The 21,989-nt window shown below is 67.4% G+C and carries 31 protein-coding genes; 26 read left to right on the forward strand and 5 right to left on the reverse strand.

Annotation, left to right across the window (positions count from 1 at the left end; genetic code table 11):
* The 15 genes from rplX (at window position 1) to map (ending at window position 9,350) form a co-directional block, all read left to right on the forward strand.
* Entirely contained in the window at window positions 1-315 is a 315-nt protein-coding gene (rplX, locus tag ACYVF3_RS08285) for a 50S ribosomal protein L24 (protein ID WP_461153582.1), read from the forward strand.
* A 2-nt stretch (window positions 316-317) separates the two neighbouring features.
* Entirely contained in the window at window positions 318-881 is a 564-nt protein-coding gene (gene rplE, locus ACYVF3_RS08290; RefSeq protein WP_145744566.1) for a 50S ribosomal protein L5, read from the forward strand.
* 3 nt (window positions 882-884) lie between these two features.
* Window positions 885-1,070 carry a type Z 30S ribosomal protein S14 gene (locus tag ACYVF3_RS08295; protein WP_145744563.1) on the forward strand — a complete coding sequence of 62 codons (186 nt, stop codon included), beginning with the start codon at window positions 885-887 and terminating at the stop codon, window positions 1,068-1,070.
* A 243-nt stretch (window positions 1,071-1,313) separates the two neighbouring features.
* Window positions 1,314-1,712, forward strand: a complete 399-nt coding sequence (rpsH, locus tag ACYVF3_RS08300) for a 30S ribosomal protein S8 (protein ID WP_145744561.1) — start codon at window positions 1,314-1,316, stop codon at window positions 1,710-1,712.
* A gap of 16 nt (window positions 1,713-1,728) precedes the next feature.
* Entirely contained in the window at window positions 1,729-2,268 is a 540-nt protein-coding gene (gene rplF / locus ACYVF3_RS08305) for a 50S ribosomal protein L6 (protein ID WP_461153583.1), read from the forward strand.
* A 2-nt stretch (window positions 2,269-2,270) separates the two neighbouring features.
* Window positions 2,271-2,669 carry a 50S ribosomal protein L18 gene (gene rplR, locus ACYVF3_RS08310; RefSeq protein WP_461153584.1) on the forward strand — a complete coding sequence of 133 codons (399 nt, stop codon included), beginning with the start codon at window positions 2,271-2,273 and terminating at the stop codon, window positions 2,667-2,669.
* Window positions 2,670-2,704: 35 nt separating this feature from the next.
* Window positions 2,705-3,319, forward strand: a complete 615-nt coding sequence (gene rpsE / locus ACYVF3_RS08315; protein ID WP_145744553.1) for a 30S ribosomal protein S5 — start codon at window positions 2,705-2,707, stop codon at window positions 3,317-3,319.
* A 5-nt stretch (window positions 3,320-3,324) separates the two neighbouring features.
* On the forward strand, window positions 3,325-3,507 hold the full coding sequence (gene rpmD, locus ACYVF3_RS08320; protein WP_145744551.1) for a 50S ribosomal protein L30: 183 nt from the start codon (window positions 3,325-3,327) through the stop codon (window positions 3,505-3,507).
* Window position 3,508: 1 nt separating this feature from the next.
* On the forward strand, window positions 3,509-3,958 hold the full coding sequence (rplO, locus tag ACYVF3_RS08325) for a 50S ribosomal protein L15 (RefSeq protein WP_461153585.1): 450 nt from the start codon (window positions 3,509-3,511) through the stop codon (window positions 3,956-3,958).
* A 330-nt stretch (window positions 3,959-4,288) separates the two neighbouring features.
* Window positions 4,289-4,780 carry a hypothetical protein gene (locus ACYVF3_RS08330; RefSeq protein WP_461153586.1) on the forward strand — a complete coding sequence of 164 codons (492 nt, stop codon included), beginning with the start codon at window positions 4,289-4,291 and terminating at the stop codon, window positions 4,778-4,780.
* A 12-nt stretch (window positions 4,781-4,792) separates the two neighbouring features.
* Window positions 4,793-5,440, forward strand: a complete 648-nt coding sequence (locus ACYVF3_RS08335; protein WP_461153587.1) for a hypothetical protein — start codon at window positions 4,793-4,795, stop codon at window positions 5,438-5,440.
* A 47-nt stretch (window positions 5,441-5,487) separates the two neighbouring features.
* The gene (locus tag ACYVF3_RS08340) at window positions 5,488-6,087 is read left to right on the forward strand and encodes a hypothetical protein (RefSeq protein WP_461153588.1); all 600 of its coding nucleotides are present in this window, start codon (window positions 5,488-5,490) and stop codon (window positions 6,085-6,087) included.
* Between the two features lie 309 nt (window positions 6,088-6,396).
* Window positions 6,397-7,710: a preprotein translocase subunit SecY gene (gene secY / locus ACYVF3_RS08345; protein WP_461153589.1), complete on the forward strand. Its 1,314-nt coding sequence runs from the start codon at window positions 6,397-6,399 to the stop codon at window positions 7,708-7,710.
* Between the two features lie 193 nt (window positions 7,711-7,903).
* Window positions 7,904-8,458 (forward strand): adenylate kinase, encoded by a 555-nt coding sequence (locus ACYVF3_RS08350; RefSeq protein ID WP_461153590.1) that lies wholly within the window; start codon window positions 7,904-7,906, stop codon window positions 8,456-8,458.
* A 97-nt stretch (window positions 8,459-8,555) separates the two neighbouring features.
* Complete coding sequence (gene map, locus ACYVF3_RS08355; protein WP_461153591.1) at window positions 8,556-9,350, forward strand: type I methionyl aminopeptidase; 795 nt, start codon at window positions 8,556-8,558, stop codon at window positions 9,348-9,350.
* A 46-nt stretch (window positions 9,351-9,396) separates the two neighbouring features.
* Here the strand turns inward: map and ACYVF3_RS08360 are convergent, their stop codons facing one another.
* Both ACYVF3_RS08360 and ACYVF3_RS08365 read right to left on the reverse strand, forming a co-directional pair.
* On the reverse strand, window positions 9,397-9,993 hold the full coding sequence (locus ACYVF3_RS08360) for a class I SAM-dependent methyltransferase (protein ID WP_461153592.1): 597 nt from the start codon (window positions 9,991-9,993) through the stop codon (window positions 9,397-9,399).
* A 114-nt stretch (window positions 9,994-10,107) separates the two neighbouring features.
* On the reverse strand, window positions 10,108-10,746 hold the full coding sequence (locus ACYVF3_RS08365; protein WP_461153593.1) for a class I SAM-dependent methyltransferase: 639 nt from the start codon (window positions 10,744-10,746) through the stop codon (window positions 10,108-10,110).
* A 365-nt stretch (window positions 10,747-11,111) separates the two neighbouring features.
* On the opposite strand from ACYVF3_RS08365, the gene infA reads away from it, so the two are divergent.
* The 8 genes from infA (at window position 11,112) to truA (ending at window position 15,809) form a co-directional block, all read left to right on the forward strand.
* A complete protein-coding gene (gene infA / locus ACYVF3_RS08370; RefSeq protein ID WP_009948665.1) occupies window positions 11,112-11,333 on the forward strand; it encodes a translation initiation factor IF-1 in 222 nt (73 codons plus the stop codon).
* Between the two features lie 53 nt (window positions 11,334-11,386).
* Window positions 11,387-11,500, forward strand: coding sequence for a 50S ribosomal protein L36 (gene rpmJ / locus ACYVF3_RS08375; protein WP_093414693.1), 114 nt, complete (start codon window positions 11,387-11,389; stop codon window positions 11,498-11,500).
* 161 nt (window positions 11,501-11,661) lie between these two features.
* Window positions 11,662-12,042, forward strand: a complete 381-nt coding sequence (gene rpsM, locus ACYVF3_RS08380) for a 30S ribosomal protein S13 (protein WP_461153594.1) — start codon at window positions 11,662-11,664, stop codon at window positions 12,040-12,042.
* Window positions 12,043-12,067: 25 nt separating this feature from the next.
* The gene (gene rpsK, locus ACYVF3_RS08385; RefSeq protein WP_093414154.1) at window positions 12,068-12,472 is read left to right on the forward strand and encodes a 30S ribosomal protein S11; all 405 of its coding nucleotides are present in this window, start codon (window positions 12,068-12,070) and stop codon (window positions 12,470-12,472) included.
* Between the two features lie 27 nt (window positions 12,473-12,499).
* Window positions 12,500-13,105: a 30S ribosomal protein S4 gene (rpsD, locus tag ACYVF3_RS08390; protein WP_461153595.1), complete on the forward strand. Its 606-nt coding sequence runs from the start codon at window positions 12,500-12,502 to the stop codon at window positions 13,103-13,105.
* Window positions 13,106-13,254: 149 nt separating this feature from the next.
* Window positions 13,255-14,337: a DNA-directed RNA polymerase subunit alpha gene (locus tag ACYVF3_RS08395; RefSeq protein WP_461153596.1), complete on the forward strand. Its 1,083-nt coding sequence runs from the start codon at window positions 13,255-13,257 to the stop codon at window positions 14,335-14,337.
* 51 nt (window positions 14,338-14,388) lie between these two features.
* The gene (gene rplQ / locus ACYVF3_RS08400; RefSeq protein ID WP_461153597.1) at window positions 14,389-14,910 is read left to right on the forward strand and encodes a 50S ribosomal protein L17; all 522 of its coding nucleotides are present in this window, start codon (window positions 14,389-14,391) and stop codon (window positions 14,908-14,910) included.
* Window positions 14,911-14,972: 62 nt separating this feature from the next.
* The gene (gene truA, locus ACYVF3_RS08405) at window positions 14,973-15,809 is read left to right on the forward strand and encodes a tRNA pseudouridine(38-40) synthase TruA (protein WP_461153598.1); all 837 of its coding nucleotides are present in this window, start codon (window positions 14,973-14,975) and stop codon (window positions 15,807-15,809) included.
* Between the two features lie 76 nt (window positions 15,810-15,885).
* Here the strand turns inward: truA and ACYVF3_RS08410 are convergent, their stop codons facing one another.
* The 3 genes from ACYVF3_RS08410 to eccE all read right to left on the reverse strand — a co-directional run bounded on the left by ACYVF3_RS08410 (window position 15,886) and on the right by eccE (window position 19,012).
* Complete coding sequence (locus ACYVF3_RS08410) at window positions 15,886-16,755, reverse strand: endonuclease domain-containing protein (RefSeq protein WP_461153599.1); 870 nt, start codon at window positions 16,753-16,755, stop codon at window positions 15,886-15,888.
* A 215-nt stretch (window positions 16,756-16,970) separates the two neighbouring features.
* Complete coding sequence (locus ACYVF3_RS08415; protein ID WP_461153600.1) at window positions 16,971-17,702, reverse strand: hypothetical protein; 732 nt, start codon at window positions 17,700-17,702, stop codon at window positions 16,971-16,973.
* Window positions 17,699-19,012 carry a type VII secretion protein EccE gene (eccE, locus tag ACYVF3_RS08420; protein ID WP_461153601.1) on the reverse strand — a complete coding sequence of 438 codons (1,314 nt, stop codon included), beginning with the start codon at window positions 19,010-19,012 and terminating at the stop codon, window positions 17,699-17,701. Before eccE ends, ACYVF3_RS08415 begins: the two co-directional genes overlap by 4 nt.
* 164 nt (window positions 19,013-19,176) lie before the next feature.
* Between eccE and eccB the strand changes: the two genes are divergently transcribed.
* From eccB to ACYVF3_RS08435, 3 genes are all read left to right on the forward strand, one after another.
* Window positions 19,177-20,745: a type VII secretion protein EccB gene (gene eccB / locus ACYVF3_RS08425; RefSeq protein ID WP_461153602.1), complete on the forward strand. Its 1,569-nt coding sequence runs from the start codon at window positions 19,177-19,179 to the stop codon at window positions 20,743-20,745.
* A 160-nt stretch (window positions 20,746-20,905) separates the two neighbouring features.
* A complete protein-coding gene (locus ACYVF3_RS08430; RefSeq protein WP_461153603.1) occupies window positions 20,906-21,217 on the forward strand; it encodes a hypothetical protein in 312 nt (103 codons plus the stop codon).
* Between the two features lie 2 nt (window positions 21,218-21,219).
* Window positions 21,220-21,989: WXG100 family type VII secretion target (locus tag ACYVF3_RS08435; protein ID WP_461153604.1), on the forward strand; the 770-nt coding region annotated here is incomplete at its 3' end.

Genomic DNA, 21,989 nt, shown 5'->3' on the forward strand with positions numbered 1-21,989 from the left:
ATGAAGATCAAGAAGGGCGACACGGTCGTCGTCATCTCCGGAAAGGACAAGGGCGCCAAGGGCAAGGTCATCCAGGCCATGCCGGACGCCCAGCGGGTCCTGGTCGAGGGTGTCAACCGGATCAAGAAGCACACCAAGGTCTCCCGGACCGAGCGTGGCGCCCAGTCCGGCGGCATCGTCACCCAGGAAGCCCCGATCCACGTGAGCAACGTGATGGTCGTGGACTCGGACGGGAAGCCGACCCGTGTCGGTCACCGCATCGACGAGGACGGCAAGAAGGTTCGCGTCTCGCGCCGCAACGGTAAGGACATCTGATCATGACTACTGCTGAGAAGATCGTCCCCCGGCTCAAGACCCGGTACCGCGAGGAGATCCGCCAGGCCCTGAACGAGGAGTTCACGTACTCCAACGTCATGCAGGTGCCGGGCGCGGTCAAGGTCGTGGTCAACATGGGTGTTGGCGACGCCGCGCGGGACAGCAAGCTGATCGAGGGCGCGGTCCGCGACCTCGCCGCGATCACCGGCCAGAAGCCCGAGGTCCGTCGGGCCCGCAAGTCCATCGCGCAGTTCAAGCTGCGCGAGGGCCAGCCGATCGGTGCGCGGGTCACCCTGCGCGGCGACCGCATGTGGGAGTTCCTGGACCGCTTGGTCACCATCGCGCTGCCGCGAATCCGCGACTTCCGCGGTCTCTCGCCGAAGCAGTTCGACGGCAGGGGCAACTACACGTTCGGACTCAACGAGCAGTCGATGTTCCACGAGATCAACCCGGACAACATCGACCGCCCGCGGGGTATGGACATCACCGTCGTTACCACTGCCACCAACGATGAAGAGGGCCGGGCGCTGCTGAAGCACCTGGGCTTCCCGTTCAAGGAGAACTGAGCGATGGCGAAGAAGGCGCTGGTCATCAAGGCGGCCCAGAAGCCGAAGTTCAAGGTTCGCGGCTACACCCGCTGCCAGAAGTGCGGGCGTCCGCGTTCGGTGTTCCGCAAGTTCGGTCTGTGCCGCGTGTGCTTCCGCGACATGGCGCACGCCGGCGAGCTGCCCGGCGTGAGCAAGTCTTCCTGGTGATCGCTCGCCTGCTTCAGGGTCCCGGTTGCCCGGTCTGATCCGGCGCCCCTTACCCTGAAGCAGGCGCTACCAGGGCTGATGCCCACGCTCCGCACGCGAGCCGTGCTTGCGCCCGACTAGAACAGGGCCCCGTCACCGTGGCGGGAGGCCCCGAACTTCGTCCAGGCCAGAGCCCAGACGTCCGCCCGCAGGGCGTGACCGGTCCGGGCTCATCGGAACCAGACGAGAAAGGTTGAGCAGGTCATGACGATGACCGATCCGATCGCAGACATGCTGACGCGTCTGCGCAACGGAAACTCTGCGTATCACGACGAGGTCGTGATGCCGCACTCCAAGCTGAAGGCGAACATCGCCGAGATCCTCAAGCGGGAGGGCTACGTCTCCGGCTCCCGCGTCGAGGACGGGGACACCCACCAGAACCTCGTCGTCGAGCTCAAGTACGGCCCGAACCGCGAGCGGAGCATCGCGGGCCTGCGCCGGGTCTCCAAGCCCGGTCTGCGGGTCTACGCCAAGTCCACGAACCTGCCCAAGGTTCTCGGTGGTCTGGGCGTCGCCATCATCTCGACCTCCGGTGGTCTCGTGACCGACCGGCAGGCCATGAAGAAGGGCGTGGGCGGGGAAGTCCTCGCCTACGTCTGGTAAGGGAGGAGGAGCGGCTATGTCGCGCATCGGAAAGCTGCCGATCACCGTCCCCTCCGGCGTCGAGGTGAACATCGACGGCCAGGCGGTGACCGTGAAGGGCCCCAAGGGCGAACTTGCACACCAGGTCCGCGAGCCGATTCTCGTCGAGCGCGACGAGGATGGTGCGGTGCTGGTCAAGCGCCCCGACGACGAGAGGGAGAGCCGGTCGCTGCACGGGCTGACCCGGACCCTCGTCAACAACATGGTGATCGGCGTCAGCCAGGGATACCAGAAGGATCTGGAAATCCAGGGCGTCGGTTACCGCGTGCTGCTGAAGGGATCGAACCTCGAGTTCTCCCTCGGCTACTCGCACCCCATCGTGATCGAGCCGCCGGACGGCATCCAGTTCGCGGTCGACGGCCCGACCAAGCTTTCGGTCAAGGGCATCGACAAGCAGCTGGTCGGCGAGATCGCGGCTCGTATCCGCAAGCTGCGCAAGCCCGACCCGTACAAGGGCAAGGGTGTCCGGTACGCGGGTGAGACCATCCGCCGCAAGGTCGGAAAGACGGGTAAGTGACCATGAGCGAGACAGCTACCAAGCGCAAGCCGGTTGGCAAGGACATCTCGACCAAGCGTCGGCTCTCCCGCGCCAAGCGTCACACGCGCCTCCGGAAGAAGATCCTGGGCACCGCCGAGCGCCCGCGTCTGGTCGTCACCCGGTCTCTGCGCAACATCACCGCGCAGGTCATCGACGACACCAAGGGCGTCACGGTCGCGTCGGCCACGAGCCTGGAGTCCGAGCTCCGCGGTTTCGAGGGCGACAAGAAGGCCATGGCGACCAAGGTCGGCGAGCTCGTGGCCGCCCGTGCCAAGGACGCCGGTGTCGAGAAGGTCGTGTTCGACCGCGGCGGCAACGCCTACCACGGTCGCGTGGCCGCACTGGCCGACGCCGCCCGTGACGGCGGACTGGAGTTCTGACAAGTGCGTAAGAACGAGACTGGAAGGGACGCCTGATGCCTGGACGCACTCGGCGTGAAGGCGGCGGGGAGTCCGGCGGCAAGGACCGCCGGGACCGCCGCGACGGCGGCCGTGGCGGGGCGGCCCAAGAGAAGACCCCGCAGTTCGAACGTGTCGTGACCATCAACCGCGTCGCGAAGGTCGTCAAGGGCGGTCGGCGCTTCAGCTTCACCGCGCTGGTCGTCGTCGGCGACGGCGACGGGATGGTCGGTGTCGGCTACGGCAAGGCCAAGGAAGTTCCCGCGGCCATCGCCAAGGGCGTCGAGGAGGCGAAGAAGAACTTCTTCCGCGTCCCGCGTCTCGGCGGCACCATCACGCACCCCGTGCAGGGCGAAGACGCCGCGGGCGTCGTGCTCCTGCGTCCGGCCAGCGCCGGTACCGGTGTCATCGCCGGTGGCCCGGTGCGCGCGGTCCTGGAGTGCGCCGGCATCCACGACGTGCTGAGCAAGTCGCTGGGTTCGGACAACCCGATCAACATCGTGCACGCCACGGTGGACGCCCTCAGGCAGCTGCAGCGTCCGGAGGAGGTCGCGGCTCGCCGTGGCCTGCCGCTGGAAGATGTCGCTCCGGCGTTCATCATGCGTGCGCGTGCCGCCGGGCAGGGGGTCTGATCGTCATGGCACAGCTCAAGATCACTCAGGTGCGCGGGCTGGTCGGCACCAAGCAGAACCAGCGCGACAGCATGCGCAGCCTCGGCCTGCGCAAGATCCGTCAGTCCGTGGTTCGCCCGGACGACTCCAACGTGCGCGGCATGGTCAATGCCGTCCGTCACCTCGTGACGGTCGAGGAGGTCGACTGACATGGTCATCAAACTGCACGACCTGCGTCCGGCTCCCGGTGCCAAGCGCGACAAGATCCGCGTCGGCCGCGGTGAGGGCTCCAAGGGCAAGACCGCCGGCCGCGGTACCAAGGGCACCAAGGCCCGCAAGACCGTCTCCCCTCGTTTCGAGGGTGGGCAGATGCCGATCCACATGCGGCTCCCGAAGCTTCGCGGCTTCAAGAACCGCTTCCGCACCGAGTACCAGGGTGTGAACCTCGGCAAGCTGGCCCAGGCGTTCCCGGAGGGCGGCACCGTCGGTTTCGACGAGCTCGTCGCCAAGGGCCTGGTCAAGAAGAACGAGCTGGTGAAGATCCTCGGCGACGGGGACCTGGATGGCGTCAAGCTCGACGTCACCGCTCACGCCTTCACCGGCAGCGCTCAGGAGAAGATCACCGCCGCCGGCGGTTCGGTCACCAAGCTCGAGCGCTGAGCCAGCTCAACGAGAAGGACCCGCCATCCAACCGGGATGGCGGGTCCTCTTGTATTTTGGTGATTCCCACAGTTTCACGGACGCGATACGTTGTGCGTCCGCAGCATCACCCTCGGCAGTTCACTTAGCCAGATCGCGACCATCGCGCGGCGACATGCTCGAACGCCGGGCCACCTCTTCAGCCGAAGAAGATCCACCGAAGAGCTTCAAGCGAAGGTGGGTTCGCGCGGCGCCTCTTCGGTGGTGTTGCCCCTGTCACCGGCCTCCCTAGCTTTGACCACCGCCGTTTCACCCGGACGGCGCTGGAGAGCGAGGGAGGAGCGACGGCATATGCGACCACGACAGGTGGGACGGCGAGCCGTCCTGATGGTCGTCGCGGTGATGGCCGCGGTTGTCCCCGGAACAGCGGTCGCGCAGGCCGGGGGACAAGCGGCACCGCCGCCGGGACAGCACTGCAGCTATCACTTCAGCACCGGTGAGACCCGGTGCTTCACCACGCTGGCCGAGGCCACCGCGAGTCCGAGGGACGACCGCGGAGACGTCATCCAGGCCACGCTGTTCGTCGATCCCAACTACGGCGGAGGCAGTTTCACCGTCTACGGCTCGGGGATGTGCGAGAAGGACGGCGTGGTCAACTTCCAGATCAACCTGCCCGACGACTGGAAGGACGTCGTCTCCTCGGTGCAGCCGTGGGGCGGGTGCTGGGTGTGGCTCTACCCGGAGCCCGACCTGGGTGGCGAGCGCGACGGACCGTTCAAGGAGAACACCGCTGACGTCGGTTCGATGATGAACGACCGCACCCGGTCCGTCGGTCTGAGCTGAGGGGATCTCGCGATGCAGGCACGAACGATCCGCACCCTGGTGGCCTCGGCGAGCGTGCTCGGCGCGCTGGCCGTCCCGGCCACGGCCAACGCCGACGACGCGGGCATCATCAACGCCCGGGGCGTCAACGCGGCGGAGGACCCGACGGTCCGCGAGCTGCTGGAGAAGTGCGACAACGGCACCGACAGCTGCGTCTTCCACCCCGCGGGCGAGCCGGAGTACTTCACCGCCGACACCAAGCAGGTCGGCGATCCGGTCTACAACTGCACGCCGGACGACCAGCGGCACAACGTCACCTGGTCCGACACGACGTCGCAGAGCAACAGCGTCGGTCTGTCGATGACCACGGAGGCGGGCTTCGGCAAGATCTTCGCCGTCAGCTACGAGCAGACCTTCCAGCACACCTGGGAGGAATCGCACACCGAGTCGCAGTCGACCTTCGTCGACACCGGTTCCCACCAGGTCGGCTGGGTGGAGCGGGCCGCGCAGATGCAGAAGGTGCGCGGCACCTACGAGCTGCACTTCGAGGACAAGTTCCACGACCACTACATCTGGTACGTCAACGACTTCGAGGCGACCGGGCCCGCGGAGGACTCCTCGACCGCGGTCAGCCAGCACTCCCGCGACATGTCCCAGGAAGAAGTGGACGCCTGCCCGTGACCGCCGGCGGATCCCGGCGGGACGGCAAGCCGATCGAGAGGAACTCGATGAACAAGCGCATCGCGGCGAGCTGCGCGTCGGTGCTCGGGGCGGCGCTGCTGCTGGCCCCGCCTGCCACGGCGGCGGAGGAGCCCACGGTCCGCGAGCTGCTGGAGAAGTGCGACAACGGCACCGACAGCTGCGTCTTCCACCCCTCGGGCGAGGTGGAGTACTACCAGAACACCTCCGAGGAGGTCGGCGCTCCGGTGTTCAACTGCACCGACAAGGAGCAGATGATGAGCGTCGCCTGGTCCGACAGCACCGCGGAGAGCAACAGCGTGGGCCTGTCGATGAGCACCAGCTTCGGCGAGGTGTTCAAGGTGACCTTCAAGGCGACCTACGGCCACGAGTGGCGCTCCGAGCACACCGAATCGCAGACGACCTTCATCACGGTGCGTCCCGGTGAGGTCGGGCAGGTCTACCACGGTCCGAAGATGCAGAAGGCGAAGGGAACTTACGAGCTGCACTTCGAGGACAAGTTCTACGATCACTACATCTGGTACGTCAACGACTTCGAGGCCAGCGGCCCGGCCGACGACCAGGGCGGAACGATCACCCAATCGACCCGCGCGATGACCGAGGACGAGAAGCAGGCCAACTGCGGTTGATCAGGGGGGTCGTGGGAAGTTCTCATGAAAACTTCCCGCCCCACTACCGAACACCGCAGGTCACGCTGGGAATAACGGCAACCGCGCCCGAACGGGTGCGGTTGCCGCTGCTCGTTGATGATGTTGCAAAACGTTGATCGTCGTGAGGGTTCGGTCGCTGTCCGTATCGGCCTCGCGGCCTGCTAAAGTCGCGCGGTAGTGCCGTGGGTGACCACGGCCTTGTCCATGGAGTTTCCCGCCGTGCCGGCTGGCGAAGCCGGCCGCTTGTTTTCCGGCCGGTTCCGACCGGTTCGCGTACAGGAGGTTCGCGTGCTCGGCGCCTTCCGCTCGGCTCTGGCAACGCCGGACCTGCGCCGCAAGATCCTGTTCACGCTGGGAATGGTGGTGCTGTACCGCCTCGGCGCGACGATCCCGTCGCCCGGTGTGTCGTACCCCAACATTCAGCAGTGCATCGAGCAGATCCAAGGCAGCGGCTCAGAAAGTGTCTACTCACTGCTCACCCTCTTCAGCGGCGGCGCGCTGCTGCAGCTCTCGGTGCTGTCGCTGGGCATCATGCCCTACATCACGGCCAGCATCATCGTTCAGCTGCTGCAAGTGGTCATCCCGCGCTTCGAGCAGCTGAAGAAGGAAGGCCAGTCCGGCCAGGCCAAGCTCACGCAGTACACCCGGTACCTCGCGATCGCGCTCGCGGTCCTGCAGGGCACCGGCATCGTCGCGCTCGCGGTGCGCGGCCAGCTGTTCCAGGGCTGCTCGGTCTCGCCGATCCCGGACGACTCCGTGCTGAACCTGATCACCATCGTGGTCGTCATGACCGCCGGTGCCGCCGTCCTGATGTGGATGGGCGAGCTGATCACCGAGCGCGGTATCGGCAACGGCATGTCGCTGCTGATCTTCACCTCGATCGCTTCGCGGATCCCCGCCGAGGGCGGCAACATCCTGAACTCGCACGGCGGCCTGGTCTTCGCCATGGTCTGCCTGTTCGCGGTCGCGATCATCGCCACGGTGGTGTTCGTCGAGCAGGCGCAGCGCCGGATCCCGGTGCAGTACGCCAAGCGCATGATCGGCCGCAGGATGTACGGCGGCACGTCGACGTACCTGCCGCTGAAGGTGAACCAGGCGGGTGTCATCCCGGTCATCTTCGGTTCGTCGCTGCTGTACCTGCCGCAGCTGATCGGTCAGCTCGCGGGCAACCAGGACAGCTGGTGGTCTCGCTTCCTGCAGACCTACATCGTCGACCCGGCCAGCTGGGTGCACATCCTGCTGTACATGCTGCTGATCATCTTCTTCGCCTACTTCTACGTGTCGATCACGTTCAACCCGGAAGAGCGGGCGGACGACATGAAGAAGTTCGGCGGCTTCATCCCCGGTATCCGACCCGGTCGCCCGACCGCGGAGTACCTGAGCTTCGTGCTCTCCCGCATCACCCTGCCCGGCTCGCTGTACCTGGGCATCGTGGCCATCCTGCCGATGTTCTTCCTGGGCTTGACCGGTGGTCAGGGCCAGAACCAGAACTTCCCGTTCGGCGGCACCGCGGTGCTGATCATGGTCAACGTCGGCCTGGACACGGTGAAGCAGATCGAGAGCCAGCTCACGCAGCGCAAGTACGAGGGTTTCCTCCGGTAAAATGGAGCGTCCGGGCGTGTGCTGAACACGCCCGGACCAGCGTGCTTGCCCTTGCGAGGAGTTCCGCATGGGCGTGTTCGCCCGCCCCTCGTCCATGCGTAGGGTGGTTGGGATCGCAGCGCCGTTGTACGGGGCGGCGCAGCGTAGCTCGTCAGCAGTTGGCGCGCGATGGTGAGGATTCGGAGGCAGACCCTTGGTGCGATTGGTTCTCGTCGGCCCGCCTGGAGCCGGTAAGGGTACCCAGGCGGCTGTGCTCAGCGAGAAGCTCGGTGTGCCGCACATCTCCACCGGAGATCTGTTCCGCGCGAACATCGGCAACTCCACGCCGCTCGGCCAGAAGGCCAAGAGCTACATGGACGCCGGTGAGCTGGTGCCGGACGAGGTCACCAACGAGATGGTGCGCGACCGGCTCGGCGACGAGGACGCCGCTCAGGGCTTCCTGCTCGACGGCTACCCGCGCAACACCGCGCAGGCCGAGGTGCTCAGCGGCATCCTCGGCGAGAAGCACCTCGAGCTGACCGCGGTCGTGCAGTTCGACGTCCCGGAGGAGGAGCTGGTCAAGCGCATGCTGGCGCGCGGCCGCTCCGACGACACCGAGGACGTCATCCGCCGCCGCCTCGCGGTGTACCACGAGGAGACCGAACCCATCCTGGGCTACTACCAGGAGAAGGTCCTCAAGATCGACGCCTTGGGTTCTGTCGAGGAGATCACCGGTCGCGCGCTGGAAGCATTGCGCAGCCACCAGTGAGCGTTCGCTCGGCCGGTCACCGATGGTGGCCGGCCGTTGCATTTCATTCGCCGGGCGAAACCCGGCATCATCCAGCAATACTTCGAAGGTGAGTGCCTTGTTGCGTCGGGGGAAGGGCATCGAGCTCAAGTCGCGCGGTGAGATCGAGGCGATGCGCGCCGCCGGGCTCGTGGTCGCGCGTGCGCTGGCCGCCGTCCGGGAGAAGGCCGTGCCGGGAGCGACCACCGGTGAGCTGGACGCCGTCGCCGACCAGGTCATCCGCGAAGCCGGCGCCGTGCCCTCGTTCAAGGGCTACCACGGCTTCCCCGCCTCGATCTGCGCTTCCCTGAACGAGAAGGTCGTGCACGGCATCCCATCTGTGCGCGAGGTCCTCGCCGAGGGCGATCTGCTGTCGGTCGACTGCGGCGCGATCCTCGACGGCTGGCACGGCGACTCCGCCGTCACGCTGGCCATCGGGGAGGTCAGCGAGGCCGACCGGGCGCTGTCCGCAGCGACCGAGGCCTCCATGTGGGCCGGCATCGAGAAGGTGCGCGCGGGCAACCGCCTGACCGACATCTCGCACGCGGTGGAAGGCGCGGCGCTGTCCGCCGCCGCCACCGACGGCCGCGACTACGGCATCATCGCCGAGTACGGCGGCCACGGCATCGGCACGCAGATGCACATGGAGCCGTTCCTGCCCAACCTCGGCAAGCCCGGTCGCGGGCCGAAGCTGCGGGTGGGCATGGCGCTGGCGGTGGAACCGATGCTGACCGGCGGCACCGCGGAGACCGAGGAGCTCGACGACGCCTGGACCGTCGTCACCGCCGACGGTTCCCGCGCGGCGCACTGGGAGCACACGGTGGCCATCACCGAGGAGGGCCCGTGGGTCCTCACCGCCGCGGACGACGCCTGACCGGCGAATCAGCAGGTCATCAAGGCCCTCTCCGCTTCAGCTCCGGTCAGGCCTTCGGGCGGCGGCAGGCGTAGACGCGAGCCGGGGGCACGTTGCGCCAGACGGCGCTGCGGGGGAACACCTCGTCGAACGTCGCGTCGAGGGCGTCGATGAACTCCTTGGTCTGCGCCCGCCACAGGGTTGTCAGGTAGGTGACCGTGGTGAACACCCCGTCGTGGCTCATCACCGAGGCCGCTTCGCGCAGGAGCTCCCGCTGCTTGTCACCCGGCAGCAGGGTCCACGGGATCGAGCTGATCACCGCGTCGACCTGGTCCACGTCGGCTTCGGCCAGCAGTTTGCGCAGGTCGGAAGCGTCTCCGTGGATCACCTCCAGCCACGGCTTGGTGCGGTTGAGGAAGCGCACCAGCTCCGGGTCGATCTCCACGGCCAGGTGACGGGATCCCGGTGCGACGCGCTGCCGGATCGGTTCGCTGAGCGCGCCGGTGCCGGGGCCGAGCTCCAGCACGGTGCTGGGACCGCCGCTGGGCACCACGTCGGCGACCGCGCGGGCCACGTGCTCCGAGGTCGGCAGCACTGCGCCCACCTTGGACGGGTTCTGGACGGCACGTCCCACGAACATCAGGTACTCGCGTGATCTGTTCACGACTCTCCTGCCCCTCCCCGGGTTTGACGCCGCCCGACCGTAACCGGTCCGCAATCGGCGTTCGACATCGACCGATCCCGGGCTTTTGCCTGATGTACCCGTTTGGCGAGGTGCTCAGACCAGGGGGCGGCGGCAGATGTAGTGCAGGATCGGCGGGAAGTTCCGCCAGGTCGTGTGGGTGAGGACCTCGTCGAAGGTCTCGTGCAGCCGCTCGCGGAAGCGGCGCGCGTTGCGGGTGCGCTCCGCGGGCAGGTACGTGAGGGCGGTGAACGCGCCGTGGGGCGTGAGGGCCTTGGCGGCCTGGCCGAGGATGTGGCCCTGGAGCTCGTCGTCCAGCAGCGACCACGGGATGCTGCTGACGACCGCGTCGACCTGGTCGATCCCGCGCTCGGCGAGCACGGAGATGAGGTCGCCGGCGTCGCCGTGGACGACGTCCAGCCACGGCTTGTGCTCGCGCAGGTGTGCGACCAGGTCCGCACCGAGCTCGATGCCGAGGTGGCGGGCGCCGCTGGGCAGGCGGGCGTGGATGCCCTCGGACAGCGATCCGGTGCCGGGGCCGAGCTCGACCACGGTCGGGGTGCCGTTGGTGGGCACGACCTGCGCGATGGTGGCTGCCACGGCGGACGAGGTCGGTGTGGCGGCGCCGACCATGCGCGGGTTGTGCATCGCGGTCTGGAAGAAGGTCCGGTATTCGGAGAGCTTGCCGGTCAACGCCTGCACCGGGCGGCCGGTGGGCTGCTGCTGCGCTGTCACGCTGCTCCTCGGGTTTCCGGGGTGGGCGCGCCTCGACGCCGGTGTCGAGTCGAGTATGTGGTCGAAAGTAGTGAGCGCGCGAAGATCAGCGCAAGCCTCCAGTGACGCTGAACGCGGTGTGAGCAGCCCCGATGTGTGGTGCTCATCCGGCTGCGCGTACGATGGACTATCGGCGCACGAGTGGCGCCGGTTCGTTGTGCTCGGGTGTCCGTCCGCGCGACTCTTTTCACAGAGTATCCGGATCGGGTGTTCATCGGTATTTCGAATCGGATCCCGCGTGTGTCGGTCATGCGTGTCGGGGCCTCCGGCACGTGTGGCAGGGGCTTCGGCCCCGCAATCCGTCACCGTCACGAAACGCGGAGGACATGGGCAAGAAGGACGGGGCCATTGAGGTCGAGGGTCGGGTGATCGAGCCGCTTCCCAACGCGATGTTCCGTGTCGAGTTGGAAAACGGCCACAAGGTCCTCGCGCACATCAGTGGCAAGATGCGCCAGCACTACATCCGAATCCTCCCCGAGGACCGGGTTGTGGTGGAGCTCTCGCCTTACGACCTCTCCCGTGGGCGCATCGTCTACCGCTACAAGTGACCTCCACGGTGTTCGGGGCGACCCGGACACGCGTCCAACAGGAGAGCACGACCGTGAAGGTCCAGCCGAGTGTGAAGAAGATCTGTGACAAGTGCCAGGTCATCCGTCGTCACGGACGAGTCCTGGTGATTTGCGACAACGCCCGACACAAGCAGCGTCAGGGCTGATCGCAGACCACTTCGGTCGCAGACGACATCGAGAAGAACTCCCTCGACCTGTCGGCTCGTGAGTTGAGCCGGCTGACCTCCGGACCAGGCCGGGGCTCCGCACCCAATGTGCGGGGGCGGCGAGGGAGCAGACCTGGACTGACAAAGGAGAAGGAGCCGACATGGCACGGCTCGTTGGTGTCGATCTCCCGCGCGAGAAGCGCATGGAGATCGCGCTCACCTACATCTTCGGAGTCGGCAAGACCCGGGCCAAGGAGATTCTCTCCGGTACCGGTGTCTCGCCCGACGCGAAGCCTCGTGACCTCGACGACGATCAGCTGACCAAGCTGCGCGACTTCATCGAGGAGAACTACCGGGTCGAGGGTGACCTCCGACGCGAGGTCCAGGCCGACATCCGCCGGAAGATCGAGATCGGCTGCTACGAGGGTGTGCGTCACCGTCGTCACCTGCCCCTCAACGGGCAGCGGACGAAGACCAACGCGCGTACCCGCAAGGGGCCGAAGAAGACGGTCGCCGGCAAGAAGAAGGCCGGGAAGAAGTAAGCCTCGCTAGGAGAAAGCTAAAGCTATGCCACCCAAGGCTCGCGCTGGCGCCGTCAAGAAGGTGCGGCGCAAGGAGAAGAAGAACGTTGCCCACGGGCAGGCTCACATCAAGAGCACGTTCAACAACACGATCGTTTCGATCACCGACCCCACCGGTGCGGTGATCAGCTGGGCATCGGCCGGCCACGTCGGGTTCAAGGGCTCTCGCAAGTCCACCCCGTTCGCCGCGCAGATGGCCGCCGAGAACGCGGCCCGCAAGGCCGCCGAGCACGGCATGAAGAAGGTCGACGTCTTCGTCAAGGGTCCGGGTTCGGGCCGCGAGACGGCGATCCGCTCGCTGCAGGCCGCAGGCCTCGAGGTGGGCACCATCCAAGACGTGACCCCGCAGCCGCACAACGGCTGCCGCCCGCCGAAGCGTCGTCGGGTCTGAGCCGCGGGAAAGGAGTAAGGATCACCAATGGCTCGTTACACCGGTCCCGCGACCCGCAAGTCCCGTCGTCTCAAGGTTGACCTTGTCGGCGGAGACCAGGCGTTTGAGCGTCGTCCGTACCCGCCGGGGCAGCACGGTCGCGCGCGCATCAAGGAAACCGAGTACCTGCTGCAGCTCCAGGAGAAGCAGAAGGCGAAGTTCACCTACGGCGTGCTCGAGCGGCAGTTCTCGAACTACTACGAGGAAGCCAACCGTCGCTCCGGCAAGACGGGTGACAACCTGCTGCAGCTGCTGGAATGCCGGCTGGACAACGTGGTGTACCGCGCTGGCCTGGCCCGCACCCGCCGGATGGCGCGGCAGCTCGTCAGCCACGGTCACCTGCTGGTCAACGGCAAGAAGGTCGACGTCCCCAGCTTCCAGGTCTCGAAGTGGGACATCATCGACGTGAAGCCGAAGGCTCTGGGCACCACGCCGTTCCTGATCGCCAAGGAAACCTTCGGCGAGCGCCCGGTTCCGGCATGGCTCCAGGTCGTGCCCTCGAACCTGCGCATCCTGGTGCACCAGCGCCCGGAGCGCGCGCAGATCGACACCCCGGTCACCGAGCAGCTCATCGTCGAGCTCTACTCGAAGTGACGCGTCCCGCCGACGGCCTCCTCGCGAGGTCGTCGGCGGCCGCAGCCAGCGGTGGCGGTGCAGGAATCCGCCGCCGGCCCGCGATCTTCTCGCGGGCATGCCGTTCCATCGGCGTCAAATAGCGGGCGCCGTGAGGAAAGGAATACGAAGTGCTCATCTCCCAGCGACCCACACTGTCCGAAGAGGCCGTGTCGGAGACCCGTTCCCGGTTCGTCATCGAGCCGCTGGAGCCGGGCTTCGGTTACACCCTGGGCAACTCGCTGCGTCGTACGCTGCTCTCCTCCATCCCGGGGGCGGCGGTCACCAGCCTGCGCATCGACGGTGTGCTGCACGAGTTCACCACCATCCCGGGTGTGAAGGAAGACGTCACCGACGTCATCCTGAACATCAAGGAGCTCGTCGTCTCCTCCGAGGAGGACGAGCCGGTCACCATGTACCTGCGCAAGCAGGGCCCGGGTGCGGTCACCGCCGCGGACATCGTCCCGCCGGCCGGTGTCACCGTGCACAACCCCGAGCTCCACATCGCCACGCTGAACGCGAAGGGCAAGCTGGAGATCGAGCTCGTCGTCGAGCGTGGTCGTGGCTACGTTCCCGCGATGCAGAACAAGCAGACCGGTGCTGAGATCGGCCGGATCCCGGTCGACTCGATCTACTCGCCGGTTCTGAAGGTGACCTACAAGGTCGAGGCCACTCGTGTCGAGCAGCGCACCGACTTCGACAAGCTGATCCTCGACGTCGAGAGCAAGCCGTCCATCACGCCCCGCGATGCGGTGGCGTCGGCCGGTCGCACTCTCGTCGAGCTGTTCGGGCTCGCTCGCGAGCTCAACATCGATGCCGAGGGCATCGAGATCGGCCCGTCGCCGGCGGAGGCCGACACCATCGCGGCCTACGCGATGCCGATCGAGGACCTGGACCTGACGGTTCGCTCTTACAACTGCCTCAAGCGGGAGGGCATCCACACCGTCGGCGAGCTGGTTTCGCGCAGCGAGGCCGACCTGCTGGACATTCGCAACTTCGGTGCGAAGTCCATCGACGAGGTCAAGATGAAGCTGGCCGGTCTGGGCTTGGCCCTCAAGGACAGCCCGCCCGGGTTCGACCCGTCCGCAGCCGCGGCCGAGTACCCCGCGGAGAGCTGGACCGCCGAGGACGAGGTCATCGTCGGCTCGGCGGGTCCCGTCGAGGACAACGGCTACGACGACGGTCAGGACTACGCGGAGACAGAGCAGCTGTAGCTGTGTTGCGCGTCCGGGGTTCACCCGCGCGCCCTCGAGAGGAGCAACCCGATGCCCACCCCGACCAAGGGTCCGCGTCTCGGCGGGTCCCCGTCGCACGAACGGCTCATCCTGGCCAACCTGGCCACCTCGCTGTTCGAGCACGGTCGGATCACCACCACCGAGGCGAAGGCGAAGCGGCTGCGGCCGATCGCCGAGCGGCTGATCACCAAGGCCAAGAAGGGCGACCTGCACAACCGTCGCGAGGTCATGAAGACCATCCGCGACAAGGACGTCGTGCACAAGCTCTTCGCCGAGATCGGTCCCTTCTTCGCTGACCGCAACGGCGGTTACACCCGCATCATCAAGACGATGCCGCGCAAGGGTGACAACGCGAAGATGGCCGTGATCGCCCTGGTGGCGGAGAAGACCGCCACTGCCGAGGCCGAGGCCGCCCGCGGCACGAAGTTCGCCGCTGACGAGCCGAAGGCCGAGGAGGCCAAGGCTGAAGAGACCGTGGCCGCCACCGAGTCCGCTGAGGACCAGGTGGAGACCACTGACGACACCGCCGCCGAGAAGAAGGACGAGTCCTGATTCTGGCCGGTGATGCTGTGAACGAGCCCGCTGTTCCCGCTGGGGATGGCGGGCTCGTTCGCGTGCGCCTCGACTTGTCCTACGACGGCACGGATTTCAAGGGCTGGGCCAAGCAGCCGGGTCTGCGCACCGTGCAGGGGCTGGTGGAGGACGCGCTCGCCAAGCAGCCCCCGGGCCGCGAGGTGCCCAAGTCGGTCGTGGTCGCGGGCCGCACCGACACGGGCGTGCACGCGACCGGACAGGTGCTGCACCTCGACGTGGTCCCGCTGGATCCCGAGGCGCCCGGCAGGCTCTCGGTCGATTCGCGGGGGATCCCGGACCTGACGCGCATGGTGCACCGGTGGAACCGGATCCTCCCGCCGGACGTGCGGATCCTCAGCGCCGAGGCGGTGCCGCCGGAGTTCGACGCCCGCTTCTCGGCTCTGCGCAGGCACTACCGCTACCAGGTCTCAGACGCTCCCTGGGGCGCCGACCCGCTGCGGCGCAAGGACACCCTGGCCTGGAACCGCCCGCTCGACGTGGACGCCCTCAACGAGGCGTCGCGGGAACTGCTGGGCCTCAACGACTTCGCGGCCTACTGCAAGCCGCGGGAGGGCGCGACGACGATCCGCGAGCTCCAGCGCTTCACGTGGACCCGCGCGGAGGACAACCTCATCGTCGCCGACGTCTCGGCCGACGCCTTCTGCCACTCCATGGTCCGCAGCCTCGTCGGCACGCTCCTGATGACCGGCGATGGCCGCCGCGCCGAGTCCCACCCGGCGGACCTGCTGGCGGCCCAGACCCGCACCACAGCGGTCGCCCCACCCCACGGTCTCACCCTCCGCGCGATCGACTACCCCGCGAACAAGGACCTCGCCACCAGGAAGAACCAAACCAGAGCCACCCGCACCCTCCCCTGACCAGGGAGCCAATTTCTTAAGTATTTGAACGTCACCCGGGTGGCACCCAAATACTTAAGAAATTGGCGTCGGCCGGTCACGCGGTGCCGCGGAGGGCAGACCGGACCCTCGCCACGACCTTGTCGGGTGAGTTGTAGAGCTCGTCCGAGGTGACCACGATGACGGTCCATCCGCATTCTCGAAGGCGCTGGCGGCGGGCGAGGTCGCGCCGCTGCTGCTCCGGGGATCCGTGCCACGCACCGTCGTACTCGACGGCGACGCGTTCTTCCTCGAAAGCGAGGTCGAGGCGGCCGACGAAGATGCCGTTGGCGGCGTACACCTCGACCTGGGGCGTGGGATAGAGCTTCGCCTGGACCAGGTTGACTCGGAGGACTGATTCGGGGATGGACTCTGATCGCGGATCGGTGAGATCCAGTGCGCGCCAAGCCTTCTTCCAACCGTAGTAGCGGTGCTCGGAGATGAATTCCCGCAGGGCGTCCTCGTCCGTCAATCCTGACCGCAGCAGGGCATCGCAGTTGGCGACTCCGAACCGGATCGTGTTCCTCGAGAGCAGGTCGAAACCGATTCTGTTCGGGAGTGCCACGTTGATCTCCCCCCAGGGAACGTGCTCGCCGTCCTTGAACGCGCGTACCCAGGAGCGGATGCCGACGCGCCGGTTGCCGTGGGTGGGTCGTTTCACGAGTACCTCGACGGGGTCGTTGACGCCGGCGAGTTCGAGGCCGAGGAGCGTCGCCGCCGAGCGACCGGTGATGACCGAGTCACCGGGCAACGTCCTCGCCGCTGCCCGGCACCGGAGTGCGTGGGTGACTTTGGTCTGTTTGCTCGTGTAGTGACCGTGCAGCACTCGGGTGAAGAAAATGGGCAGTTGGTAGTCGTGGTAACCGGCTTCGTTTGCTTCATGCCGGGTGAAAAGCGGCACGTCGAAGACGCCGTACGAGGGGTTCATGCAGGCCAAGCTGCCGACACGAGCCCCCGATGCCAAGCGCATTCTCAAATCTGTGGACGAACCAGGCAATTGTGGATAACTGCCGAAACCCCCCCGGGTGAGGTTCCCAATTTCTTAAGTATTTGAGCGTCACCCGGGTGAGGATCAAATACTTAAGAAATTGACGCAAAAGAGCCCCCGGGGTGCCGGGGGCTCCTTTGTCGGTCGGGCGGAGGTCAGTCGCCTCGGCGGATGGGGCCGAGGATCTCCTTCTCCTTCTGGTTGGTCACCAGCCGGATCATCGTCCAGGTCATGTTGCCCAGCGCGATGAGCTGGTCGTCCTGGAGCTGGGTGAGCGGCTGCACCTGGTGGTTGCGCAGGCTCCAGATCCGCTGAGCGAGCTGGGCCTGGTTGAGCGGCAGGCGCTGCAACAGGACCAGGTCGGCGGTGTTGGCCGCCGTACCGCTGCTGACCTGCGGGTGCAGGTACGGCAGCACGTACATGGTCGTCTGCCACGGTGCGCGCGGCGGGAACAGCTCCTGCGGAACGGCGCCGCCGTCGTGGATGACCAGCAGCGGGGTGTCCTCCGAGGACCGCGGCAGGTCGAACGGGGCGAGCCGGCGGATCTGCACCAGCGGAACCGGCTTGCCGTCCGGGGTTTCACCCGCGGCGCGTTCCAGCATCTTCCACGCGGCCGGGCGTCCTGTGGCCACGATCACCCACGCGCCGGTCGCCATCGCGCGCAGCGCGAGCTGGCGGGCCAGGTACAGGCCGCCGACGGTGACCATGCGGGTCGGCATCGACCGGAGGATGGAGGCCGCCTGGGCCTCACCCTGCGGGTCCGATCCGATGATCACGCCGCCGCGGTCGCCGGACGGGCTGATCGCGTCGAGGGTGTCCGGTGTGACGAGGAATTCCGGTGCGACGCCCTGGCTTCCGGGAACGTCGATCGTCCTGCTTCGGCTCATGCCGCACCTCCGAGCGGCAGCGTCGCTGCGTAGCCGGCCAGCTGCGAACCGCGCAGCGGCGTGAGGGTCATCCCGAGTCGGTTGCTGATCGCCTTCAGGCGGGCGTCGGCGGTGTCCAGCTCGGCGGGCGTGCGCGCCGAGACGCGCACCAGACCGCGGAGCCCGACCTCGTCCTCCTCGCCGACCGGCGAGACCGACAGGGCGATGCTGGTGGACAGCGCGCGGATGCCGGTGAGGGCGTTGAGGCTGTCGTTCATCTGGTTCGGCCAGGAGGTGATGGCGTAGCTGGAGTGGCCGACGCCACCGGCGGTCACGCCGTCCCAGCGCTCCTTGAGGCCGACGGGCCGCTGCGATCCGAGCACGCTGTGCAGCTCGGCCGAGGAGATGCCGGCCTGCAGCAGCTCGTCGGGGTCCAGCGGGCGGGTCGGAATCCCCTGCTGTTCCAGGGAGGAGCGCACGCGGGACAGGGCGCCGATCAGCGCGCGCTGCGCGCCGAGCACGCCGCCGCCGCGCTCACCGATGGCCTTGGCGCACCGCTGCGGGTCGAGCCGCACTGCGATCCAGGTGGTGCGGCGGGCTGCGGCGGGAAGCCGGCCCAGCACCTCGAGGTAGGAGTTCAGCGCGGGCGAGTTCGACGGCAGGGCGGCGCTTCCCGGGTAGCAGTGCCAGATGACCTGGACCGCGTCGAGAACCACACCGCGGTCCTCCAGGCACGGAACGATGGCGCCCAGCGGCAGGTTCGGCGCGTTGTCCACGGGGTTGAGCAGCGAGGGGGTCGGCTCGACCATCAGCACCGCGGTCCACTTGCCGTTGTGCCAGGACATTCCGACCGGGTTCCGGTCGTGGTCCTGGGTGCGGGCGATCACCAGGTCGTCGACGACCAGGCGCAGCAGGGCGACCCGGTGGTTCTCGTCCGGGCCGATGATCCCGTCGCCGTCCTTGTCCTCAGCCGGCTCGGCGATGTCGACGTTGGCCGGTTGGGACACGCGGGTGTGGTTGCGGCCGCGGTATTCGAGCACCTGCCCGAACCACTGCGTGAACCAGCGGCCACGACGCCGAAGAAGAGCGATGATCAGGGCCAGCAACGCGATTCCGCCCGCGATGGACCACATGACCGGGTCGCGCGGGTTGATCAAGAAGACGCCGGCGCCGATTCCCAGGCCGACTTCGATCAGCACGATGTTGGCGGCCGGGATCCCGGCGAGCGTCACGCCGTTGATCCGCCGACGGCGCGCGCGGATGCGGGCGCGGGGCGGGTTGGCTGGCCCGGGAGCCTTCGGCTGGGCCGGATGTTGTGTGGGCACGGACATCCGTTCGGTCTCTCCCCCTCGCAGGTAGGTGCGGCGGACGCGTTCGTCGGAGTTGAGCCGCGTGCAGAGAATACTGACGGAGTCCGCCGAACCGCACCCATTCGGTATATCTCAGCGACTATCCTGCGAAACCGTACCTCGGACGGGAGAGCTGTAGGCGAAGAATGGCATCAACACCCACAACGAAGTCACAGGTTCAGGCCTACCGGTTCGTGCTTCGCCGCATGGAGTCGGCGCTGGTGCGAAAAGACGCGGTGATGCTCCACGACCCGATGGGCTCGCACAAGCGGGCCACGGTCGCGGGCGCGGTGCTCGCTGCCGTCGGCATCATCGGGTTCCTCGTATGGGGCCTGTTCGGCGGCAAGGGCACGGTTCCCGAACCCGGGAACATCGTCGTCGCGAAGGAGAGCGGCAGCGTTTTCGTCGTCACCTCCGACGACAAGGCGCAGAAGCGGCTCATCCCGATGCTCAACATGGCCTCGGCGAAGCTGCTCGTCATGCAGCAGGGAGGCAAGCAGGGCAGCGGTGCGGTGCCGACGACCACGGTAAAGGAAGCGGCGCTCGCCGACTTCGCGCGCGGCCCGTTGACCGGCATGGTCAACGCGCCGACCTACGTGCCGAGCGCGGACAACCCGGCGGAGCCGTCGTGGGCCGTCTGCGACGTCGGCCAGGTCCAGGGCAACCTCAGCTCGTCCCGGGTTGAGGCCGCCACGAAGGTCGAGACGACCGTGATCGGCGGCGACGGGCACCACGGCGTGGAGATGGCCCCGGACCAGTCGCTGTTCGTCAAGGACCAGAGCTCGGGCGACGAGTACCTCGTCTACCGGGCTCAGCGGACGAACGAGCCCAATACGCGCGCGGTGAAGGCGAAGGTCGGCAAGAGCGAGACGGTCGTCCGAGACGTGTTCGGCCTCAACGGCGTGACCCCGCGCACCATCAGCACCAACATGCTCAACGCGATTCCGACCGTGCCGGATCTGCAGGTCCCGGAGATTCCCAACGAGGGAGCGACGGCGTCCTACTTGAACCGCTACAAGGTCGGTGACGTGGTCAAGCGCAGCGTTCCCGGCGAGCCGGAGCAGTACTTCCTGCTGCTGCAGGACGGCAAGCAGACGCTGACCGCGCAGGGTGCGGCCGCCGTGCTGCACGCCGGGAAGTCCACCAGTCGCGAGGTTCCGAACCTCACCGGTGCGATCACGACCGCCGATGAGTCGGACAACCCGCTCAACCTCGACCACTTCCCGATGTCGGTGCCGAAGCCGGTTTCCTTCCAGCGGAGCGACACGTCGTGCCTGAGCTGGAAGAACGTCGGTGGCTCGCAGATCATCACGATGACCTTGAACAAGGGCACCCCGGCCGTGAAGCCGGCTGTGAAGCTGGCGCAGTTCGACGGTTCGGGCCCGAAGGTCGACTACTACTACGGTGCCGCGGGCAAGTCCGCCGTGGTGCGCGGCACGTCCAACGAGGCGGGTGCCGAGAGCGGCCCGATCTTCCTCGTGTCCGATCAGGGCGTGCAGTACGGCATCAAGGACCTCGCCACGGCCCAGGGCCTCGGCGTGGCCAAGGGTGCTGGTGACCTCAAGGCCGGTCCGTCGTGGCTGATGCGGACGCTTCCGCGCGGCGACTTCCTGGACCCGGCGGCCGCCAGCGCCACCTACGACTCGGTGCCGGTCGGACCGGGCGTGAACCGCCCGGCTCCGAAGCCGCAGGCCGGAGGGGCCGCCGGAGGGTGAGCCGCGCGGGTGGAGCGGCGGTTCGGAGCGAACCCGCCGCCCCGCCCGGGAACCGAACCGCCGGTCTCCAACGTCTGAGGAACGAGCAAACCGCCCGCAGCCACGGTGAGCTGCGGGCGGTTTGTCTTTGAAGCGAGAACCGATCTTGGAGGTGGGGCCGATGTCGGGGATCAGGATCGACATCGACTGGCTGGCGACCCACGCGCGACAGGTGCGCGAGGCCGGTGAGGACATCACCACCGGCAGGGCGAAGCTGGCGGAGGCGGAGATCACCGCCGAGTCCTTCGGCGAGATCGGCCGGGAATCGGGTGCGCCCGATTCCTACCGACAGCTGTGCGAGCAGCTGCTCGAACGGCACCGCAAGGCGGCCGAAACCTTGACCAGCGCAGGTGATGAGCTGCGCGAGGTGGTCGACCACCACTCCGTCGGCGACGACGACAGTGCCGTTGACCTGCGTAGACAGGAGGCCTGACGATGTCGACCGAGCATCACCACTACCTCGCGGACATCGCCGGGGAGCTCGACGTCCCGCACTTCCTGCCCGGTGATCTCGCCGACCTGGTGGGTGACCCGGAGCAATTCCGCGCGGCGGCCCGGGTGTGGCGCGAGGCCGCCGAGACCGTCGAGCAGTCCTCGGGTGATGTGGACGGCAAGCTGGGCGGCATCGACACGGCGTGGCAGGGCGCCGACGCGGAGGCCTTCGTCTCGCACATCCGCGGTGCTGGGCTGGCGGGCAAGGACCTCGTCGACTCGATGGCCGCACTTGCCGAAGCGCTGGAGCACGCGGCCGAGGGCATCGGTGCGCAGCGAGGACGGCTCAACGAGCTCGTCGCGAAGACGGCCGACGATGTCAAGGCCGCCGTGGTCGCGGCTGATCCGGCTCGCGCCCGGAAGTTGTTGGCGGACCTCGACGAACCGGCCCGCGAACTCCTGGAATCCATCGCGGACTACTACATGGCCTTCACCCGGCTCTGCGACGACATGGCCGGAGTCCCCACCCGCGAACCGGGTCGCTGGGAGCCGCGGATCTCGGGCTCGGCGGGAACTCCCGTCACTTCTGCCGCTCCCGCCTCAGCTGAAGGGGGTGTGAGCTCGGGAGTCTCGGCGGGAGCCGGTGGTGCTGCGGCTGACTCCGGTGATCCGGCCGCATCCGGTGGCGCTGCTGCGACGGAACCGGCTGCGGCGGGATCGGCGGCTGCGGAATTGCCTGCGGCGACGGAACCTGCTGCTGCGGAGTCCGGTGC

The organism is Saccharopolyspora tripterygii (genome assembly GCF_054778355.1).

What these genes read in the sequence shown, in the direction of transcription:
- rplX (WP_461153582.1), top strand. Translation starts at nt 1, where the DNA reads ATGAAGATCAAGAAGGGCGACACGGTCGTCGTCATCTCCGGAAAGGAC.
- rplE (WP_145744566.1), top strand. Translation starts at nt 318, where the DNA reads ATGACTACTGCTGAGAAGATCGTCCCCCGGCTCAAGACCCGGTACCGC.
- ACYVF3_RS08295 (WP_145744563.1), top strand. Translation starts at nt 885, where the DNA reads ATGGCGAAGAAGGCGCTGGTCATCAAGGCGGCCCAGAAGCCGAAGTTC.
- rpsH (WP_145744561.1), top strand. Translation starts at nt 1,314, where the DNA reads ATGACGATGACCGATCCGATCGCAGACATGCTGACGCGTCTGCGCAAC.
- rplF (WP_461153583.1), top strand. Translation starts at nt 1,729, where the DNA reads ATGTCGCGCATCGGAAAGCTGCCGATCACCGTCCCCTCCGGCGTCGAG.
- rplR (WP_461153584.1), top strand. Translation starts at nt 2,271, where the DNA reads ATGAGCGAGACAGCTACCAAGCGCAAGCCGGTTGGCAAGGACATCTCG.
- rpsE (WP_145744553.1), top strand. Translation starts at nt 2,705, where the DNA reads ATGCCTGGACGCACTCGGCGTGAAGGCGGCGGGGAGTCCGGCGGCAAG.
- rpmD (WP_145744551.1), top strand. Translation starts at nt 3,325, where the DNA reads ATGGCACAGCTCAAGATCACTCAGGTGCGCGGGCTGGTCGGCACCAAG.
- rplO (WP_461153585.1), top strand. Translation starts at nt 3,509, where the DNA reads ATGGTCATCAAACTGCACGACCTGCGTCCGGCTCCCGGTGCCAAGCGC.
- ACYVF3_RS08330 (WP_461153586.1), top strand. Translation starts at nt 4,289, where the DNA reads ATGCGACCACGACAGGTGGGACGGCGAGCCGTCCTGATGGTCGTCGCG.
- ACYVF3_RS08335 (WP_461153587.1), top strand. Translation starts at nt 4,793, where the DNA reads ATGCAGGCACGAACGATCCGCACCCTGGTGGCCTCGGCGAGCGTGCTC.
- ACYVF3_RS08340 (WP_461153588.1), top strand. Translation starts at nt 5,488, where the DNA reads ATGAACAAGCGCATCGCGGCGAGCTGCGCGTCGGTGCTCGGGGCGGCG.
- infA (WP_009948665.1), top strand. Translation starts at nt 11,112, where the DNA reads ATGGGCAAGAAGGACGGGGCCATTGAGGTCGAGGGTCGGGTGATCGAG.
- rpsM (WP_461153594.1), top strand. Translation starts at nt 11,662, where the DNA reads ATGGCACGGCTCGTTGGTGTCGATCTCCCGCGCGAGAAGCGCATGGAG.
- rpsK (WP_093414154.1), top strand. Translation starts at nt 12,068, where the DNA reads ATGCCACCCAAGGCTCGCGCTGGCGCCGTCAAGAAGGTGCGGCGCAAG.
- rpsD (WP_461153595.1), top strand. Translation starts at nt 12,500, where the DNA reads ATGGCTCGTTACACCGGTCCCGCGACCCGCAAGTCCCGTCGTCTCAAG.
- rplQ (WP_461153597.1), top strand. Translation starts at nt 14,389, where the DNA reads ATGCCCACCCCGACCAAGGGTCCGCGTCTCGGCGGGTCCCCGTCGCAC.
- ACYVF3_RS08410 (WP_461153599.1), bottom strand. Translation starts at nt 16,755, where the DNA reads ATGAACCCCTCGTACGGCGTCTTCGACGTGCCGCTTTTCACCCGGCAT.
- ACYVF3_RS08415 (WP_461153600.1), bottom strand. Translation starts at nt 17,702, where the DNA reads ATGAGCCGAAGCAGGACGATCGACGTTCCCGGAAGCCAGGGCGTCGCA.
- eccE (WP_461153601.1), bottom strand. Translation starts at nt 19,012, where the DNA reads ATGTCCGTGCCCACACAACATCCGGCCCAGCCGAAGGCTCCCGGGCCA.
- eccB (WP_461153602.1), top strand. Translation starts at nt 19,177, where the DNA reads ATGGCATCAACACCCACAACGAAGTCACAGGTTCAGGCCTACCGGTTC.
- ACYVF3_RS08430 (WP_461153603.1), top strand. Translation starts at nt 20,906, where the DNA reads ATGTCGGGGATCAGGATCGACATCGACTGGCTGGCGACCCACGCGCGA.